This window comes from Vagococcus jeotgali (genome assembly GCF_035918315.1).
GTDB classification, from domain to species: domain Bacteria; phylum Bacillota; class Bacilli; order Lactobacillales; family Vagococcaceae; genus Vagococcus; species Vagococcus jeotgali.
This window is the reverse complement of the sequence record NZ_CP142146.1, coordinates 1727522-1744054: the sequence shown is the minus strand read 5'-3', so window position 1 is coordinate 1744054 and position 16533 is coordinate 1727522. Positions and strand designations below refer to the sequence as shown.

Below are 16533 nucleotides of genomic sequence, written 5' to 3'. Positions count from 1 at the left end.
TTTGACGAAGAGCCATTATTCTCAACATGGACATTTACCAGTAGAAGTTAATGAAGGTCGTGTGAGTTTTAATTTAGATGAGATATTGAGCAAGCCTCATATAAAATTAAATAAATCTTTATTAAAAGAAATGGGGGAAATTAAGGAAGAGATAGTAAAGGAATTAGACAATAATCCACATATATCTTATTTATATGAATAGGTTACACTTAGTTGAACAATAAAGATAAGGTGTCTATACTTAATAAAAAACAAAGTAGGAGCTTATTTCATGACAACTAACAGAAAACCAAGACGGACCTTCAAAGAATCATTTAAGAAACAAATGGTGGAACTGCATAAATCAGGAAAACCTAGAAAAGATATTTTAAGAGAATATGACCTGACACCATCAACCTTTGATAAATGGGTAAAACAATATAATCAGTCAGGATCATTCAAAGAGAAAGATAATTTGACACCAGAAGAAAAAGAGTTGCGTGAATGACGAAAACTAAATAAAGAACTGATGATGGAGAATGATATTTTAAAGCAAGCGGCGCTGATATTCGGACGAAAGTAGAAGTTGTTAGGGAAAACAAAAAGAAGTATAGTGTATCAGCGATGTGTCGAAAATTAGAAATTTCTCGTGGGGCTTATTATTATGAAGTCAAAAGAAAAAAATCAGAAGCTATTGTTGAAAAAGCAGTCATTGAGTCATTTACAGATAGCCGTAACTCCTACGGAGCAAGAAGAATTAAAGATGATTTAAACGATCAAGGATTAATTGTTTCAAGAAGAAGGATACGACGAATCATGAATAAGTTTAATTTCATTTCAAGCTACACAACACTGAAATTTAAACCTCAAGCAACGACTAAAAATGAACAGAAAATCGATAATGTTTTATCACGTCAATTTGATAAAATGCAACCTATGGAAGCTTTAGTGACAGATTTAACCTATGTTAAAGTAGGCAAAAAGTGGCATTATGTCTGCTTTATTCTCGATTTGTTCAATCGAGAAATAGTTGGGCATTCTAGTGGTCCTAACAAATCTGTGGACCTTGTGCTACAGGCAATCGGAACGATTGAACAGCCATTAGATGATGTTGAAATTTTTCATACAGACCGAGGAAAAGAATTTGATAACCAAAGTATTGATGAATTATTGGATGTGTTTCAGATAAAACGGTCTTTATCACGTCCTGGCTGCCCCTATGACAACGCTGTGGCAGAAGCAACCTATCGAGCTTTTAAAATTGAGTTTATTTACCAACAATCTTTTGACTCATTGTTTGAACTACAATATGAGTTAATGGATTATGTCAATTGGTGGAACAAGTTTAGAAAACATGGCAAGCTTGGCTATCAATCCCCGATTAATTACCGTTTAGATTGGGAGTTGAAACAGGTTATTTAGCAGAACATAGAATAACTATCTAAATAAAATAAAGACCGTATAATTTTTGTACAGAAAAGTGTTGCCAATTCAATATACAGATAGCGTAAAATATTTTGTGTAAATAGAAATTTAGGGTAGAAAAAAAGAAAGTCCATTCTGTAAAATTAAAGTTACCACACAAAAATTTTATAGGAGGACTTTCTCATGAATAATTTTACTACAGAAATTATGGAAACACTAATCAATAAAGGTGATTTGGATGATTTGTTTCGCCATCATCTAGAGCTAGCTATTAATTCATTATTAAAAGCTGAACTGACAGCATTTCTTGACTATGAAAAATATGATAGATCTGGATTTAATTCAGGTAATTCCCGAAATGGGAATTATTCACGTTCATTTAAAACGGAGTATGGAGAACTAAATTTAGTAATCCCTAGAGATAGGAATGGTGAGTTTTCTCAACAAACATTACCTGCTTATAAAAGAACCAATGACTCTTTAGAAACGACTATTATTCAGCTATTTCAAAAAGGAATAACGATGTCTGAAATCTCTGATTTAATTGAAAAGATGTATGGTCATTATTACACGCCACAAACTATTTCAAACATAAGTAAAATTGTATCTGAAGATGTTTTAGCTTTTAAAGAAAGAACTTTAGAGGCTAAATACTCAGTTATTTTTATGGATGCTACTCATATTCCAGTAAAAAGGAAAACCGTAGCAAAAGAAGCTATTTACATAGTAATTGGTATCCGGTTAGATGGAACCAAAGAAGTTCTAGGATTTACTATTGCTCCAACTGAATCTGCCTACATTTGGAAAGAGATACTTCAAGACCTAAAAGACCGTGGTTTAGAAGAGGTTTTATTAGTTGTAACTGATGGTTTAAACGGTATTCACGATAGCATCCATAGTGTCTATCCAAATGCTCAATTTCAACAATGTTGTGTTCATGTCTCTAGAAATATTGCTCATAAAGTTCGTGTTAAGGATAGAAAAGAAATCTGTGATGATTTTAAAACTGTCTATCAAGCTCTTTCAAAAGAGGAAGCAATTGAACAAGTAACTTTTATGACAGAAAAATGGAAAAAGCAGTATCCACGAGTTGTGAAGTTACTCATGAATCCTGCTATATTAACTTTCTATAACTTCCCGCCATCAATCAGAAGAACTATCTACTCAACTAACTTGATTGAGGGATTCAATAAACAGTTAAAAAAATATACAAAGAGAAAAGAACAATTTCCTAATGAAGAATCTCTGGAGAGATTCCTTGTTTCTCAGTTCAATGAATATAACCAAAAGTTTTTAGGTAGAGTGCATAAAGGATTTAAGGAAATTCAAGATACATTAGAATCAATGTTTTAACTTAAAATAATGGAATGGATTTTCCATTTACACATAATTCTTGACGCAACCAATATACAATTGCAGATTATAATAGGTGTGTAATTAAAATTTATTTTGATTATATTGATGCTATAAGAGAAGATTTAAAGAAAGTAGATAAAAGTGTCAAAAAACTTGTACTTAATAATCCTGATATTAAATTCGAAGGTCAAGTTTATTATAAGGTTGAAGATGAGATTACACATTGTTTTAATCCCGATGATAATATTTTGGGCTTTTTTTCAGAAGTAAAAAAAGAAGTAAGAAAAGATTTTATTAAAGAAGAAGAGGAACTATTAAGAATAAAAAGAAGGGTTTGTCAAGTTAAGTGTGTAAATTCCTTAAAAATAAAAATAGAAACTCAATTTGACAATGAGTCGTCCTGTGATAATCTCTAGGAATAAGAGGGTATTTTTAATAAACCTCTTGTCCCGATAAAAAATCGCAGGACGAGAGACTCGTTGTCAAATTTTATATGTCTCACTTATTTTGATTAGTAACGATTATATTTTTCGACACGTTTTGAAAAAGAGTCGTTGACCGTTAATTGGTTAAGCACCATAGCCCAATTATGAACATGCCCACCTTCCCATTTACTTTGAAGTTCTTTCACTCGAAGATATAATAGCTTAAGAAGGGCATTCTCATTAGGGAAAGCTCCTTTTTTAGTTACCTTGCGGAAACTAGAGTGAACACTTTCTACAGCATTTGTCGTGTACATTATTTTTCGAATAGCTGAGCCGTAATCAAATAATTGTTCGACATGGTGGAAATTTCTTTTCCAAACATCAATAGCTCCAGGATAGACTGCCCACTTTGTTTGAAAGGTATCAAAAGCTGTTTGAGCCGCTTTTAAAGAGGAGGCACTGTAAAAAGACTTCATATCCTTACAAACCTCTTTATAACTTTTACTTGGCACATAACGAAGGGCATTTCTAACTAAATGGACCAGACAACGTTGAACGACAACACCTGGGAAAATAGCTTTGGCTCCATTTTCAAGCCCTGATACACCATCCATTGAAATAAACAAAATATCTTCAACGCCACGCTCTTTAATCTCATCAAAAATCTGCATCCATCTATTTTTCGATTCTGTTTGATTTAGCCAAAGACCTAGAATTTCTTTATTTCCTTTTAAATCATAACCAAGAATTGTATACACCGCACATTCTTTCACTTCATAATTTTCTCTTAGAGTGACATACATACAATCGACAAACAAGAAGGCATAGCATTTGGCCAGAGGTCTGATTTGCCATTCCTCAAGTTCTGGTAATATTTGATCTGTGATATCCGACACCATATCATGAGAAATAGTAAAACCATAAATATCTTCAATTGTCGAGGCAATATCTCGTTGACTCATGCCTTTGGCATACATAGAAAGAACTTTTCCTTCAATACTTGAAACGTCTCTGCTTCTTTTAGGAATAATTTCTGGCTCAAAAGAAGCGTCTCTATCTCTAGGAACCTGAATGTCTAATTCACCAAAACTTGTTTTTAATTTTTTATTTCCATATCCATTCCGTCTGTTTTGAGTTTCTTTTTCTTGTCTTGACTGATTCTCATAACCTAAATGATTATCTAATTCTCCACGAAGCATTGCTTCAAACATCGGTCCAAAAACATCTTTTAGGGCTTCTTGCATGTCTTCAACCGATTCTGGTTGATAGGCATCAATAATTGATTGAGCTAACTTCGCTGATTTTTGATCTTTTTTCTTTTTTGTCATGACTTACCACTCCTTTAATCTATTGTAAAAAAAGAAAAACCGCGAAGCAACCCACTACCTAGGATGGTAGGTTACTTACACGGTTTATATTACACTCTCAAAAAGAAAGTTAACTAGTTCACATCACATTCCACATCAAAAAACCACATGAGAGTAAAATCCTCATGTGGTTCTTTTTATATCAACGTAAGTCTTTTAAAGAGTTTACATCATACCGCCCATCATTGATGGATCCATACCACCTGGCATAGGAGGCAGGTCATTAGATTTAACATCTGCAATAACACCCTCAGTAGTTAATAATAAAGCAGCAACACTTGCAGCATTTTGTAAAGCTGAGCGACTTACTTTAGTTGGATCGACAATACCTGCTTCAATCATGTTTACCCACTCATTTGTTTTAGCGTTATAACCTATACCAGGCTTAGCATGTTTTAGCTTGTCAACAATAACAGAGCCTTCCATTCCAGCATTTTCTGCGATTTGACGAACAGGCTCTTCTAATGCACGTAGGACAATATTAATCCCAGTTTGCTCATCACCGTCTGCTTTTACATTAGATACTTTTTCAAGTACATTGACAAAAGCTGTACCTCCACCAGGAACGATGCCTTCTTCAACAGCAGCACGAGTTGCATTAAGCGCATCTTCAATACGTAATTTTAACTCTTTTAATTCTGTTTCAGTAGCTGCTCCGACTTTAACAACAGCAACACCACCAGATAATTTAGCTAAGCGTTCTTGTAATTTTTCACGGTCAAATTCTGATGTTGTATCAGCTGCTTGAGAACGGATTAATTCAACGCGGTTTTTAATAGCTTCTTTATTACCATTTCCTTCAACAATTGTTGTTGTATCTTTTGTAATAACAACTTTACTTGCACTTCCTAAAGCTTCTAAAGTTGTATCTTTTAGGTCTAAACCTAATTCTTCAGTGATAACTGTACCACCAGTTAAAACAGCAATGTCTTCAAGCATCTCTTTACGTCTATCGCCAAAACCTGGTGCTTTGACAGCTGCGACATTGAATGTTCCTCTAATTTTATTTAAGACAAGAGTAGGTAGAGCTTCCCCGTCAACATCATCAGCAATAATAACTAATGGTTTGTTTTGTTGTAAAATTTGTTCAAGTAAAGGTAAAATATCTTGGATATTAGAGATTTTTTTATCTGTAATTAAAATATATGGACTTTCTAAAACAGCTTCCATTTTGTCATTGTCTGTTACCATATATTGAGATAAGTACCCACGATCAAATTGCATCCCCTCAACAACTTCTAATTCTGTTTCAATTCCTTTAGATTCCTCAATTGTAATAACTCCGTCGTTACCAACTTTAGCCATAGCCTCAGAAATCAAAGTACCTACAGTGTCACTACCAGAAGAAACAGCTGCAACTTGAGCAATTGATTCTTTAGAATCGACTTGTTGAGATAAGTCATGTAATGCTTTAACAGCTTCTTTAGTTGCCATTTCAATTCCTGTACGAATTCCAATAGGATTAGCTCCAGCTGTCACATTTTTTAACCCTTCACGAACAATCGCTTGAGTTAACACAGTAGCAGTCGTTGTACCATCTCCAGCAATGTCATTTGTTTTTGATGCAACTTCAGCTACTAATTGAGCTCCCATGTTCTCAAAGCGGTCTTCTAATTCTACCTCTTTAGCAATTGTCACCCCGTCATTTGTGATGAGTGGTGAACCAAATGATTTATCTAAAACCACATTACGTCCTTTAGGTCCTAATGTTACTTTTACAATATCTGCTAGTGTATCAACACCACGCATCATTGAGCTACGTGCGTCTTCAGAAAATTTAATATCTTTTCCCATATTATTCCACCTCGTTAATTTTTTTTATTTATTATTCTACGATTGCGATGATATCTTGTTCATGAAGAATTAAGAAATCTTCGCCTGCATCTGTGATTTCTTGACCAGTATATTTTTCAAATACGACGGTTTGACCGACTTCAACACTCATAGGTAAAACTGTTCCATTATCTAATGTACGTCCATTTCCAATAGCAACAATTGTTCCTGTTTGAGATTTTTCTTTTGATGCAGATGTTAATACCAACCCGCTAGCAGTAGTTTCCTCTGCTTCTTGTACCTTAATCATAACACGATCTCCTAATGGTTTTAACAATGTGTATCCCCCCGTAATATTTCAAATTTTAGCACTCGATATATTCAAGTGCTAATTACACTTACTATAATACCTATTAACTATTTTTTTTGCAAGTAAAATGCGCATATTTTTAAAGAGTATGCTATTATATTTTAGAAGTGAGAGGGGTTAGTTTATGTCGATTAATAAAAATATGCTTTGGAGTGTTTTTTTCTTTCTGTTCGCCATTAATATGCCGGTATATGTCACCGCATTTTTTCCTAACTTACTAATTCAAATAGTGATAATACTGTTAATTTATATGATATGTACCAGTTTAGTCGTATATATATATTATCAAACGGCTCAAAAAATTAGTTTATCAAAAGTGTTGACTAGTAAAATTTTATTAAGTGGTATATTTGGTATGTTAGTAGGAGTTTTATTTCAATTTTTTATGATTTGGTTGAGTCATTTTGTTATCCAAAGGACACAAATTCCTTTTAATATGCTAAATCAATTGCCTATTAGTCAAGGAAATAGTTGGTTGTTACTTATTCCGATTGTATTTGTTCCTATTATGGAAGAGTGTGTATTTCGTTATAGTATGATTAATTTTCTAAATCAAAAGTTACCTGTAACTTTTTCTATTTTGATCAGTTCGCTTTTATTTGCTTTGATGCATGGCGGGGGACATATTTTAACTTACACAGGATTAGGCATTTTATTTTATTTCATTTACCATTACTCAAAAAGTCTCATCTCACCAATAATAGCTCATGTTGGAATGAATTTATTAGTTATTTTATTTAATATTTAACTAAAATAAAAAAATACACCCCACAAGGTTAGATGTTTAGTTCTAACTTTGTGGGGTGTGTGGGTACTACAGAACCTCTTTTTACTCTTCGTTATAATTTGATAAGAAGTAAATTAATGTTTGCATTTCATTAGTTAAATCAACATTTTGAATTTGAACACCTTTTGGAACATCTAAACTAATAGGTGTAAAATTCATAATCCCTTTGATACCAGCCTCAACCAATTTTTCAGCATTTTCTTGAGCTGATTCTGGTGGGACAGTTAGAATAGCGACTTCAATATGTTGATCACTGATTTGTTCAATCAACTCATCAGAATGATAAACAGGGACACCATCTAATATACGTCCAACAATATCTTCTTTAACGTCAAAGGCAGCACTAATACGAATACTGTTACTTTGATGAAATCTGTAATTAATTAAGGCATGTCCTAAGTTACCAACACCGACTAAAGCAACATTAGTTAAACGGTCTTCACTAAGTGTTTTAGCAAAAAAATCCATCAATTTTTCGACGTCATAACCATAACCACGTTTTCCCAACTCTCCAAAATAAGAAAAATCACGACGGATAGTAGCACTATCTACTTTAATCGCTTCACTTAATTCAGTTGATGATACCTTTTTTTTCCCCGACGTATGTAAAAATTTCAAGTATCTATAGTATAATGGAAGCCTTTTGGCAGTTGCCTTTGGAATATTTGTTTCTTTCATATCGTTCAATTCCTCACTTTTTTCCTTAATAGAACTTTGCCTATTTCATTCATAAGAATACCTGTGATGGCTGATAAAATCAATAATAAAGCTTGTATTTTTAGGAATTTATCACTCTAGCATGAGGGTTAAATGAAAAATTGCGAATAATATCACACAGTATCAAAATGAGGTTAATAGAAGTTTTTAAAAATATGTTCGTTGAAAGTCTGTGATAGAATGAAATAAGATTAGCGTATTTTATAAGTAGTGGGGGATGGATATGAAAACAGAGTTAATTATAGTCGGTACAGAATTATTACTGGGACAAATTATTAATACGAACGGCGCTTTCTTATCAAAAGAACTAGCAGATTTAGGTTATGAGGTTTATTTTGAAACGACAGTTGGCGATAATCAAAATCGGCTACTTGAAACAATCAAGCTAGCTTCATCAAGAAGTGAATTAGTTATTTTATGTGGTGGTTTAGGACCAACAACAGATGATTTAACAAAAGAGAGTTTGAGTAAATTTATTGGAGAAAACTTAGTGTATGATGAAGTAGCTCTTGAGAAGATTACTCATTTGTTTTCATCTACTGATAAAATCATGCCAGAAAACAATAAAAAGCAAGCACTAACTTTTGCTGATGGCGTAACAATCCAAAATCCAACTGGCCTGGCTTGTGGTTCACTTATTAAGCATCGAGATACTTATTATTTAACGCTACCTGGACCACCAAGGGAATTAGAGACGATGTTTAGGCAAGAAGTTATCCCGCTTTTAATAGAGTTATCACCAAGTCACCTACATTTAAAATCAAGGTATTTTCGTTTTATTAATATTGGAGAGTCTCAAATTGTGACAGATTTAGCTGAATTGATTGACCATCAAAGCAATCCCACTATAGCACCTTATGCTAAGTCAAATGAAGTGATGTTAAGAATTACCGCACAAGCTGTGACGGACGTTGATGCCAAAGTGTTACTTGATAAGATGGAAGTAAGTATTATGGAAAAAGTTGGGGAATTTTTCTATGGTTACGGAGAAAATCTGACTATTCAAGAGGTTGCTATAAATGAGCTATCTCGGAAAAACAAAACGTTATCAATTATTGACTTAGTAACAGGTGGTGATATCTATTTACAAGGGACTCACACATCAAGTGCTAAAGGTGTTTTAGTAGGGTCTATCGCAGTCCCTAATATAAAAGCACTTGAAAAAGTACTAGCTGCAAATCTAATAGCTGAAGCTAAAGAGATGGATACTTTAATTGGCAAATTAGGAAATCGGTTGTTTGGCTCAAATTATTGTTTAGTCATTCTAGGAGATCTATCAAAAGTTGAAGAGCGCTTGCCTGAGGGAATTATTTATTTTAGCCTTATTAGCAAAGATAACATTATAAAAGAAGAACGAGTTATTAAACGTGATTTGGCATATATTAAAAATGGAGCCTTAAAGCATGGCTATAACTTAATTCGCAATGCAGTAAAATAAAAGCGAATATTTGTTCGCTTTCCTATTGCTTTTTCTATTTAAAAAAAGTATGATAACAAGTGAAGAGAAATGAAACTGGAGGTATTACATATGTCAGATAATCGCCAAGCAGCCTTAGATGCTGCTTTAAAGAAAATAGAAAAAGATTTTGGTAAAGGTTCTGTAATGAAATTAGGAGAAAAAGTTGACACGCAAATTTCAACGATTTCTAGTGGCTCACTTGCTCTTGACTCAGCATTAGGTGTAGGTGGCTACCCTCGTGGAAGAATCATTGAAATTTATGGGCCTGAGAGTTCAGGTAAGACAACAGTAGCTCTACATGCTATTGCAGCTGTACAAAAAGAAGGTGGAACAGCCGCATTTATTGATGCAGAGCATGCCTTGGATCCAAAATATGCTCAAGCTTTAGGAGTTAATATTGATGAGTTATTACTATCACAACCAGATACAGGCGAGCAAGGATTGAATATTGCTGAGGCTCTAGTTTCTAGTGGTGCGATTGACATTGTAGTAGTCGATTCTGTGGCAGCCTTAGTACCAAGAGCTGAGATAGATGGCGAGATGGGGGATGCTCATGTTGGGCTTCAAGCTCGTTTGATGTCACAAGCATTAAGAAAATTATCTGGAACGATTAATAAAACTAAAACAATAGCTATCTTCATCAACCAAATTAGGGAAAAAGTTGGGGTTATGTTTGGTAATCCAGAGGTAACACCTGGTGGCCGTGCTTTGAAATTTTATGCAACAGTTCGTTTAGAAGTACGCCGTGCAGAACAATTAAAAACGGGAACAGATATTATTGGGAATCGTACTAAGATAAAAGTAGTGAAAAATAAAGTAGCGCCACCATTTAAAGTAGCTGAAGTTGACATTATGTACGGAGAAGGCATTTCTCAAGAAGGAGAACTACTTGATATGGCATCTGAAGAAGATATTGTCAATAAGAGTGGTGCTTGGTATTCATACCAAGAAGAGCGCATCGGTCAAGGAAGAGAAAATGCTAAGAAATATTTAGCAGATCACCCTGACATGATGGAGGAAATCTATAATAAAGTACGTATTGCTTATAATATTGATGATGTAGAAGTAGTTGAGGAAGAAGTAACAGAAGACATAGCTCTAGATTTAGATAAAGAATAATATAAATTCAAAAAACTCGCCTTTAAATTAGGTGAGTTTTTTATATGTAGAAAACACCTAATTTAATAACAATCCTTATAATGATAATAAACTCAAAAGAAAACAAGAACTTTAAAACTTTATGCCTATTAATAGTAAAAAAACCTCTGTTTTAATTTGATTTTGTTGTTTAGCAAAGTAGTTAGGGAGTCATGACAATTTACTTTTTAAGTTGACACTCCATATAACAAAGCTTAGAATGGATAGTGTATAGTTTATCTATATATTTATATTTTTTCATTAAAAAAGTTTTATTTTATAAAGTAAACAAAATAAAATAAAGAAAGATAGTATGGAGGTGTTTTTTATGACTACGGTACTCCTCACTATCATCGGTTTAATTGTAGGTCTAGCAATTGGCTATGTTATTGTAAAGGCTCGGTATGAGAAATCGATAGCAGGAGCTAATAATACTGCTAGTGGCATTATCGAACAGGCGCAAAAAGAAGCTGAAACTCTTAAAAAAGAGTATTTGTTGGAGGCGAAGGAAGAGAATCAACGACATCGACTAGAAGTAGAGGGTGAACTAAGGGAAGAAAGATCTGAGCTTAAGAGTCAAGAAAATCGTTTGCTGCAACGAGAAAGTAATCTTGATCGTAAAGATGATTTCTTAGAAAAGCGTGAGCGTTCAGTAGAGGAAAAAGAAGAAAAAGTTGATTCGAAAAAACAATTAATTGATGAACGAGAAAAAGAAGTATCAGTTTTAATATCGAAACAACAAGATGAGCTTGAGCGAATCGCAGAATTATCGCAAGATGAAGCAAAAGAGATCATCATGACAGAAACAAAAGAAGAACTAACTCATGAAAGAGCAGTGATGGTTAAAGAAAGTGAGCAACGTGCTAAAGAAGAAGCTGATCGTAAAGCACGTAATATACTATCTTTAGCGATTCAAAGAAGTGCAGCTGATCAAATTTCAGAATTAACTGTAACAGTCGTTAACTTACCAAATGATGATATGAAAGGTCGCATCATTGGTCGAGAGGGACGTAATATCAGAACACTAGAAACGTTAACAGGTATTGACTTAATTATTGATGATACTCCTGAAGCAGTGGTTTTATCAGGTTTTGATCCAATCAGACGTGAAATCGCTCGGATGACTTTAGAAAAATTAATTCAAGATGGCCGTATTCATCCTGCTCGTATTGAAGAAATGGTTGAAAAATCTCGTAAAGAAATGGATGAACGTATTCGTGAATACGGGGAGAATGCTGCATTTGAGGTTGGGGTTCACTCGCTTCATCCAGATTTAATTAAGGTTCTAGGTAGATTGAAGTTTAGAACTAGCTATGGACAAAATGTCTTAAATCATTCGATTGAAGTTGCTAAACTAGCTGGTGTATTAGCAGCAGAGGTTGGCGAAGATGTGACACTAGCAAAACGAGCTGGCTTACTACATGATATTGGTAAAGCACTAGATCATGAAGTAGATGGCTCTCATGTGGAGATTGGAACTGAACTTGTTAGTAAGTACAAAGAAAATACTGTTGTGATTAATGCTGTTGCATCCCATCATGGTGATATTGAAGCAACTTCTGTTATTTCAGTTTTAGTAGCAGCTGCTGATGCATTGTCAGCTGCTAGACCAGGTGCTAGAAGTGAATCACTAGAAAATTATATCAAACGTTTAGAACGTTTAGAGCATATTGCTAATGACTTCCCTGGAGTTGAGCGAAGTTTTGCAATTCAAGCCGGTCGTGAAATTAGAGTGTTAGTTAAACCAGAAGAGGTTTCTGATGATGAGGCGATTCTACTAGTTCGTGATGTTAGAAAACGTATCGAAGACGAATTAGAGTATCCTGGACACATTAAAGTGACAGTGGTACGTGAAGTTAGAGCTGTTGATTACGCGAAATAAAAAGAAAATAGTATGGGTCAAAAGTTGTTTTACCCCTAGCTATGACAAGTGCTTGGGTAAGCAAAAAAAGAGGATGACTTTTGAGTCATCCTCTTTTTTTGAGTTAGGAGTGGGTGTGTTGAGTTTATATTTAGAAATTCCAAGTTGGGATAATATGCTACCTTTTCGCTCATTTGAAGACTTAGGTAAAACAGTTGTCCCACCTCATTGGCATAAGGAAATTGAGATTATTTATGTGAAAAGTGGATCAGCTTATATTGGTTATGATGAACAATTGATTCAGGTACGTGAAGGTGAAATTTTTGTATTTGGTAGTGGAGAGTCTCATTATTTTTTAGCTTCTCCTGATAGTGTTCGTTTAGTTTATCAATTTGACTTACTCCTTTTTAGAGATCAATATTTAGAAAAACTAGATTATAAGGAGTTGATACGTTTATTTGAAACTAGTGAAAATCATAGTGTAAACTGGCCGAAAAATGTCACGGTGAGTATTCAAGAGATTTTAGAAATGTTATTTGAAGAACCTATGAAAAGACGTATCGGTTATGAATTTTCTTTAATCGGTCTGCTTCATCAATTACTCGTCTTTTATTTTAGAGAGATACCTAAGAAGGCAAAGACTTTAGAGATAGGTAATTTTGTTGAAGCAGTTAATCAAAAAGAAACACTTGAGCGTCTAAATAATATTTTTATTTATATAGAAACTCATTCTCAAGAAAATATTACTTTAGAGGATGTAGCTAAACATGTAGGGTTTAGTCCTCACTATTTTGCACGCTTTTTTAAAAAAAATACAGGACAGACATTTATTCAATTTTTAACAGAGTACCGGATTAGTCAGGCTAAAAGTATGTTGAGTAAAGAGAAAATGCCTATGATTGAAGTATCTGAAAAATCAGGATTTAATAGTGTTAAGACGTTCCATCATGTTTTTAAAGAGCAAGTTGGCATGTCTCCTCTAAAATATCATAAGTCAATATTCGGGAATAATTGACTTTAAATACAGGAAGAAACCCCTATCAATATTGTGTATGATAAGCACAATACGACATTGATGGGGATTTTTTTATGGTATTAAAAGTTGGAATTATTGGTTGCGGGGGTATTGCTAATGGTAAACATATGCCTGCTCTAAGCAAAATAGAAGAAGTTGAAATGGTTGCTTTTTGTGATGTGTTGGAAGATAGAGCTAGGAAGGCAAAAGAAGATTACGGGACAAGTGAATCACTTATTTATACAGATTATCAAGAATTACTTCTTAACAAAGAGATTGATGTCATCCATGTTTGTACACCCAATAACACCCATGCCGAGATTTCAATTGCAGGTATGAAGTTAGATAAACATGTGATGTGTGAAAAACCAATGGCTAAAACAAGCCAAGAAGCAAAAGAGATGATTGAAGCACAGGTGGAAACAGGGAAGAAATTAACAATTGGTTATCAGAACCGCTTTACAACAGCAGCTACTTATTTGCACGAGGTTTGCAAGGCCGGTGAATTAGGAGAAATTTATCTAGGGAAAGCTCATGCTATTAGGCGACGTGCTGTACCTACTTGGGGTGTGTTCTTAGATGAGGAAGCTCAAGGTGGTGGTCCTTTGATTGATATTGGAACTCATGCGCTAGATTTAACGCTTTGGATGATGAATAATTATAAACCAAAATATGTAGTAGGAAATACTTATCATAAATTATCTCAAACAAAAGATGCAGCTAATGCTTGGGGATCGTGGGACCCAGAGGAATTTACAGTAGAGGACTCAGCTTTTGGTTTCATTACTATGGAAAACGGTGCAACTATTACACTTGAATCTAGTTGGGCTTTAAATAGTTTAGATATTGGTGAAGCTAAAACAAGTTTATCAGGCACAAAAGGTGGTGCGGATATGCATGATGGACTGACTTTAAATGGTGAAGACCGTGGTTTGTTATATGAAAAGAAAATTGAGCTTGAAACAGGTGGTGTTGACTTTTATGATGGTGCAGGAAGTGATCCAGCTTATCTAGAAGCTAGGTCCTGGATTGATGCGATATTAAATGACACACCACCCATTGTAAAACCAGAAGAAGCTTTAGTTGTTACTGAGATATTAGAAGCAGTTTATGAGTCTGCAAAAAGCGGAGAACCTGTCTTTTTAAAAAAGGAGGCGAAAAAATGATTCATGTTACAGTGTGGAATGAGTACCGTCATGAGTTAAGTGATGAACAAGTTAGACAAGTTTATCCTAACGGTATCCATGAACAATTAAAATTTTTTTTACAAGAAGATTTTACAGTTAAAACAGCAACCTTAGATGAACATGAACACGGATTAAGTGAGGATGTGTTAAACGAAACTGATGTTCTAATTTGGTGGGGGCATATTGCTCATAGTGAAGTTCAAGATAGTATAGTAGATCGTGTTCACAAACGTGTATTAGAAGGTATGGGGCTGATTGTCTTACATTCAGCTCACATGTCTAAAATTTTTATGAAACTAATGGGAACATCTTGTGATTTAAAGTGGCGTGAAGCAAACGAGAAGTGTCGTATATGGAATGTAAATCCTTCTCACCCAATCGTTGAAGGGATTGGGGAATATATTGAATTAGAGCAAGAAGAAATGTACGGGGAGCACTTTGATATTCCGGCTCCTGATGAGTTAATTTTTATTAACTGGTATCAAGGTGGCGAGGTGTTTAGAGGAGGATGTACATATAGACGTGGCAACGGTAAGATTTTTTATTTCCAACCAGGACATGAAACATACCCGTCATATTACCATCCTAAAGTTCAGCACGTCATAAAAAATGCTATCAAGTGGTGTAGTCCAACGGAAAATACGTATCCGACATATGGTAATGCGCAACCTTTAGAAAAATTAGAGGAGGAAAAGTTATGAAATTAGGTGTGTTTACCCCATTGTTTAATCATTTAACTTTTGAGGAGATGATTGAGGTTGTCTCTGAAAAGGGACTAGACATGATTGAGATTGGTACAGGAGGTTCTCCTGGAAACGCTCATTGTGATGTAGATAAATTACTGGCTAGTAGTGAGGCAAGAGCTGATTATTTACATAAATTAGCAGACAAAGGCCTAAGCATCAGTGCTTTTAGTGCTCACCATAATCCGATTTCTCCTAATCAAGCAGAAAGCCATGAAGCAGATGAATTACTTAGAAAAACTATTAAACTAGCTTCTTTGATGAATGTTCCTGTTGTTAACGGTTTTTCAGGGGTAGCTGGAGGGAATAAAACAGATACATCTGTCAATTGGCCAGTACTACCTTGGCCAACTGAGTACGCAGATATTTATCATTATCAGTGGGAAGAAAAATTAATTCCTTATTGGAAAAGTATTAACGCAGATTGTGCATCAGCTGGTGTTGATATTGGAATTGAATTACATGGTGGGTTTTTAGCTCATACTCCTTATACGATGTTGAAATTAAGAGATGCTACAGGAAAACACATTGGATGTAACTTAGATCCATCTCATTTATGGTGGCAAGGGATTGATCCGGTTGCAGCCATTAAAATATTGGGCAAAGAAAAAGCAATTCATCATTTTCATGCAAAAGACACTTACTTAGATCAAGATAACATTAATATGTATGGCTTAACTGATATGCAACCTTATAGCGATGTAGCGACAAGGTCATGGACATTCAGATCAGTAGGGTGTGGACATGATTTGAAAGAGTGGTCAGATATGATTAGTACTCTTAGAATGTATGGTTATGACTATGTTTTAAGTATTGAGCATGAAGATCCTTTAATGTCGATTGAAGAAGGATTTACTCGTGCTGTGACAAATTTAAAATTCATCATGATAAAAGATGAACCAGTAGATATGTGGTGGGTGTAAGGAGGAGAG

General features: G+C 34.4%; 14 protein-coding genes and 1 pseudogene. 11 read left to right on the top strand and 4 right to left on the bottom strand.

Features of this window, described 5'->3' with window-relative positions; genetic code table 11:
- The first annotated feature begins 1 nt into the window (after nt 1).
- The 3 genes and pseudogenes from VSF34_RS08655 (at nt 2) to VSF34_RS08645 (ending at nt 2757) form a co-directional block, all read left to right on the top strand.
- A complete protein-coding gene (locus VSF34_RS08655; RefSeq protein ID WP_326716915.1) occupies nt 2–202 on the top strand; it encodes a hypothetical protein in 201 nt (66 codons plus the stop codon).
- Nucleotides 203–271: 69 nt separating this feature from the next.
- Nucleotides 272–1401: pseudogene (locus VSF34_RS08650) on the top strand (IS3 family transposase).
- A 186-nt stretch (nt 1402–1587) separates the two neighbouring features.
- Entirely contained in the window at nt 1588–2757 is a 1170-nt protein-coding gene (locus VSF34_RS08645; protein WP_326716914.1) for an IS256 family transposase, read from the top strand.
- Nucleotides 2758–3271: 514 nt separating this feature from the next.
- Here the strand turns inward: VSF34_RS08645 and VSF34_RS08640 are convergent.
- The 3 genes from VSF34_RS08640 to groES form a co-directional block, all read right to left on the bottom strand.
- The gene (locus VSF34_RS08640; RefSeq protein WP_227258472.1) at nt 3272–4513 is read right to left on the bottom strand and encodes an IS256 family transposase; all 1242 of its coding nucleotides are present in this window, start codon (nt 4511–4513) and stop codon (nt 3272–3274) included.
- A gap of 204 nt (nt 4514–4717) precedes the next feature.
- Entirely contained in the window at nt 4718–6346 is a 1629-nt protein-coding gene (gene groL / locus VSF34_RS08635; protein WP_326716913.1) for a chaperonin GroEL, read from the bottom strand.
- Between the two features lie 31 nt (nt 6347–6377).
- Nucleotides 6378–6662 (bottom strand): co-chaperone GroES, encoded by a 285-nt coding sequence (gene groES, locus VSF34_RS08630; protein WP_326716912.1) that lies wholly within the window; start codon nt 6660–6662, stop codon nt 6378–6380.
- A 283-nt stretch (nt 6663–6945) separates the two neighbouring features.
- Between groES and VSF34_RS08625 the strand changes: the two genes are divergently transcribed.
- Entirely contained in the window at nt 6946–7443 is a 498-nt protein-coding gene (locus VSF34_RS08625; RefSeq protein ID WP_326716911.1) for a CPBP family intramembrane glutamic endopeptidase, read from the top strand.
- Between the two features lie 81 nt (nt 7444–7524).
- On the opposite strand, the gene VSF34_RS08620 is transcribed toward VSF34_RS08625, so the two are convergent.
- The gene (locus VSF34_RS08620; protein ID WP_326716910.1) at nt 7525–8160 is read right to left on the bottom strand and encodes a redox-sensing transcriptional repressor Rex; all 636 of its coding nucleotides are present in this window, start codon (nt 8158–8160) and stop codon (nt 7525–7527) included.
- Nucleotides 8161–8422: 262 nt separating this feature from the next.
- Here VSF34_RS08620 and VSF34_RS08615 point away from each other — a divergent pair, with 262 nt between their 5' ends.
- From VSF34_RS08615 to VSF34_RS08585, 7 genes are all read left to right on the top strand, one after another.
- On the top strand, nt 8423–9637 hold the full coding sequence (locus tag VSF34_RS08615; protein ID WP_326716909.1) for a CinA family nicotinamide mononucleotide deamidase-related protein: 1215 nt from the start codon (nt 8423–8425) through the stop codon (nt 9635–9637).
- A 90-nt stretch (nt 9638–9727) separates the two neighbouring features.
- Nucleotides 9728–10777, top strand: a complete 1050-nt coding sequence (recA, locus tag VSF34_RS08610; RefSeq protein ID WP_326716908.1) for a recombinase RecA — start codon at nt 9728–9730, stop codon at nt 10775–10777.
- A gap of 346 nt (nt 10778–11123) precedes the next feature.
- Nucleotides 11124–12677: a ribonuclease Y gene (gene rny, locus VSF34_RS08605; protein WP_370659253.1), complete on the top strand. Its 1554-nt coding sequence runs from the start codon at nt 11124–11126 to the stop codon at nt 12675–12677.
- A 118-nt stretch (nt 12678–12795) separates the two neighbouring features.
- Nucleotides 12796–13671 carry a helix-turn-helix transcriptional regulator gene (locus VSF34_RS08600; RefSeq protein WP_326716906.1) on the top strand — a complete coding sequence of 292 codons (876 nt, stop codon included), beginning with the start codon at nt 12796–12798 and terminating at the stop codon, nt 13669–13671.
- Nucleotides 13672–13745: 74 nt separating this feature from the next.
- The gene (locus VSF34_RS08595; protein WP_326716905.1) at nt 13746–14837 is read left to right on the top strand and encodes a Gfo/Idh/MocA family protein; all 1092 of its coding nucleotides are present in this window, start codon (nt 13746–13748) and stop codon (nt 14835–14837) included.
- Nucleotides 14834–15559, top strand: coding sequence for a ThuA domain-containing protein (locus tag VSF34_RS08590; RefSeq protein ID WP_326716904.1), 726 nt, complete (start codon nt 14834–14836; stop codon nt 15557–15559). The genes VSF34_RS08595 and VSF34_RS08590 overlap by 4 nt, the downstream gene beginning before the upstream one ends.
- Entirely contained in the window at nt 15556–16524 is a 969-nt protein-coding gene (locus tag VSF34_RS08585; protein WP_326716903.1) for a sugar phosphate isomerase/epimerase family protein, read from the top strand. Before VSF34_RS08590 ends, VSF34_RS08585 begins: the two co-directional genes overlap by 4 nt.
- Nucleotides 16525–16533: the final 9 nt, after the last annotated feature.

What these genes read in the sequence shown, in the direction of transcription:
- recA (WP_326716908.1), top strand. Translation starts at nt 9,728, where the DNA reads ATGTCAGATAATCGCCAAGCAGCCTTAGATGCTGCTTTAAAGAAAATA.
- VSF34_RS08640 (WP_227258472.1), bottom strand. Translation starts at nt 4,513, where the DNA reads ATGACAAAAAAGAAAAAAGATCAAAAATCAGCGAAGTTAGCTCAATCA.
- rny (WP_370659253.1), top strand. Translation starts at nt 11,124, where the DNA reads ATGACTACGGTACTCCTCACTATCATCGGTTTAATTGTAGGTCTAGCA.
- VSF34_RS08590 (WP_326716904.1), top strand. Translation starts at nt 14,834, where the DNA reads ATGATTCATGTTACAGTGTGGAATGAGTACCGTCATGAGTTAAGTGAT.
- VSF34_RS08625 (WP_326716911.1), top strand. Translation starts at nt 6,946, where the DNA reads ATGATATGTACCAGTTTAGTCGTATATATATATTATCAAACGGCTCAA.
- VSF34_RS08585 (WP_326716903.1), top strand. Translation starts at nt 15,556, where the DNA reads ATGAAATTAGGTGTGTTTACCCCATTGTTTAATCATTTAACTTTTGAG.
- VSF34_RS08645 (WP_326716914.1), top strand. Translation starts at nt 1,588, where the DNA reads ATGAATAATTTTACTACAGAAATTATGGAAACACTAATCAATAAAGGT.
- VSF34_RS08595 (WP_326716905.1), top strand. Translation starts at nt 13,746, where the DNA reads ATGGTATTAAAAGTTGGAATTATTGGTTGCGGGGGTATTGCTAATGGT.
- VSF34_RS08615 (WP_326716909.1), top strand. Translation starts at nt 8,423, where the DNA reads ATGAAAACAGAGTTAATTATAGTCGGTACAGAATTATTACTGGGACAA.
- groL (WP_326716913.1), bottom strand. Translation starts at nt 6,346, where the DNA reads ATGGGAAAAGATATTAAATTTTCTGAAGACGCACGTAGCTCAATGATG.
- VSF34_RS08620 (WP_326716910.1), bottom strand. Translation starts at nt 8,160, where the DNA reads ATGAAAGAAACAAATATTCCAAAGGCAACTGCCAAAAGGCTTCCATTA.